The 2261-nt window shown below is 65.5% G+C and carries 4 protein-coding genes; all 4 read left to right on the forward strand.

What is annotated here, in order from left to right; translation table 11 throughout:
- Positions 1-467 (forward strand): YiiD C-terminal domain-containing protein (locus AB1346_14185; protein MEW6721591.1); only part of this gene is annotated, 467 nt, incomplete at its 5' end.
- Complete coding sequence (locus AB1346_14190; protein ID MEW6721592.1) at positions 464-874, forward strand: hypothetical protein; 411 nt, start codon at positions 464-466, stop codon at positions 872-874. The genes AB1346_14185 and AB1346_14190, both read left to right, overlap by 4 nt.
- A complete protein-coding gene (locus tag AB1346_14195; GenBank protein MEW6721593.1) occupies positions 871-1308 on the forward strand; it encodes a C-GCAxxG-C-C family protein in 438 nt (145 codons plus the stop codon). The genes AB1346_14190 and AB1346_14195 overlap by 4 nt, the downstream gene beginning before the upstream one ends.
- Complete coding sequence (locus AB1346_14200) at positions 1305-2111, forward strand: methyltransferase domain-containing protein (GenBank protein ID MEW6721594.1); 807 nt, start codon at positions 1305-1307, stop codon at positions 2109-2111. Before AB1346_14195 ends, AB1346_14200 begins: the two co-directional genes overlap by 4 nt.
- Positions 2112-2261: the final 150 nt, after the last annotated feature.

Genomic DNA, 2261 nt, shown 5'->3' on the forward strand with positions numbered 1-2261 from the left:
ATACTGTGGAGTCTCTGAAGAAATACCTGCACGAGCGCATCCCGATCTCCAGGGCGATGGGGGTGGAGGTCGTGGAAGCCACGTTCGACCGCGTGACGTTGGCCGCGCCCCTTGCCCCGAACATCAACCACCGGGATACCGTCTTCGGCGGCAGCGCCTCCGCCGTGGCGATGCTCGCGGCATGGTCGCTGCTCCATATCCGGCTGCGCGGCGAAAAGATCGACGGCCGGATCGTGATCCATAAAAGCGCCATGAGGTTCGAGCGCCCGATCCTCGGGAACTTCACGGCCACGACGGCCGATATCGATCCGTCGGCCTGGCGCCGGTTCCTCTCCGTTCTGGAACAGAAGGGCCGGGCAAGGATAAAAATGGCCTCCGCATTGCGATGCAACGATGAAAACGTGGCCGAACTGGAGGGGGACTTCGTTGCATCCGGTGCGCAGGCGACGCCGGGAGGGGCACGATGAAGGGACCCGGATATTTCATGGCCGTATTCGGAACGCCCGAACCGCCCGATAAGGATTCCGTGGATTCCGGAAGATTTTTTCTCGGGCAGCGGGGTGCGGACACGCCGGGAGAACGCGGGGATCTGATGCTGCTGGTCCATTCCGCGGACGACGACCGTTTCATGACCGCAACGGGCGTGGGAGTGATCCTCACGAAAACCGGAGGGTTCATATTCTACAGGTACCTGCCGTTTTCATCGCCGATACCGGGAAGCCGGCTCGAGGAGGCATTCGATAAAAACGACGCGAACACCTTGAAAGGCATCCGGCCGAACAGCTATTGGCTGTTCGACCTTTCGGGCGAATCGTTCCGGAACGCCGCAGGCGGGTCTTCCGTCGATTGGGCGAAGGCAGGAGGCAGGGAATGAGCGATATCGACAAGGCCGTGGAACTGTTCCGGGACGGCTGCACCTGCTCCCAGGCGATCCTGGCGGTCTACGGCCCCCGCTTCGGCATGGAAGAAGGCCTCGGGGTGCGGGTCGCGGCGGGATTCGGAGGAGGGATGCGGATGGCCGGGACCTGCGGAGCGGTCACGGGCGCCTACATGGTGCTGGGGCTCGCCTTCTGCGGGGAGGGCTGCAGAAAGATCGAGGGGCGCAGGGACGCATATGCCGCGGTCGGATCGCTCACGGGGAAGTTCCGGGAGCGGCACGGGGCGCTGGCCTGCAAGGACCTCCTCGGCTGCGACATCAGCACGCCCGAAGGTTATCGCATCGCGGTTGAGAAGGAGCTGTTCCGCACCCGGTGCGTCGATCTGGTCCGCGACGCGGCCGAAATGCTGGAAGGGCTGCTGCCGGGATGATGGAAGAGCGGTACGTCCACGGCTACACGGAAAGGGAGGGCGTCCGGCTGACGGACCAGGCGGACACGCTCGCCGCCCTGCTTCATTCCGATACGGTCTATCCGGCGGGGGCCAGGGTGCTCGAGGCGGGTTGCGGCGTCGGCGCCCAGACCGTGATCCTTGCGCGGAACAGCCCCGGGGCGGCGTTCACATCCATCGACCGGTCGGAGGATTCCCTCGGAGCGGCGCGGCGTCGCGTCGCATCGCGGAGATTCGCCAACGTCGCCTTCCTCCGGTGCGACATCTTCCGCCTGCCGTTCCGGGAGAACAGCTTCGACCACGTATTCCTCTGTTTCGTCCTGGAGCATCTCCCGGATCCGGCGGCGGCGCTGTCGCGGCTCCGGGAGGTGCTGAAGCCCGGCGGGACGATCACCGCGATCGAGGGGGACCACGGGTCGGCGTATTTCCATCCGGACAGCGCGTCCGCCCGGGAGGCGATCCGCTGCCTCGTCGACATGCAGGCGGAGGCGGGAGGAAACTCCCTGATCGGAAGGGAGCTCTACCCGCTGCTGAAGCGGGCGGGCTTCCGGGAGGCGGCGGTTTCCCCCCGGACGGTCTACGCCGATTCGAGCCGGCCGGAGCTGGTCGAGGGGTTCACGAAGAACACGTTCACCGCGATGGTCGAGGGAGTCCGGGAGCAGGCGCTGCGCTCGGGACGGATCGGCGCGGAGGAATGGGACCGGGGGATCCGGGACCTGTATCGCACGGCCGGCGAGGACGGCACGTTTTCGTACACGTTCTTCAAAGGCACGGCCCGCAAGTGACGACGACCGGGCGCCCGGTCAAGAGGGACTCATGGGGTTCGAAGACAAGCTGATCCGCGGGAAGAGCATCCTGACGGGAGGGGACGGCAAGGAAAAGAGCCATTACAACGTCGTGCACATCCTCGTCGGCACCGTGCTGTCCATGCTCCT

This window comes from Thermodesulfobacteriota bacterium, assembly GCA_040758155.1.
Lineage (GTDB): Bacteria > Desulfobacterota > Deferrimicrobia > Deferrimicrobiales > Deferrimicrobiaceae > UBA2219.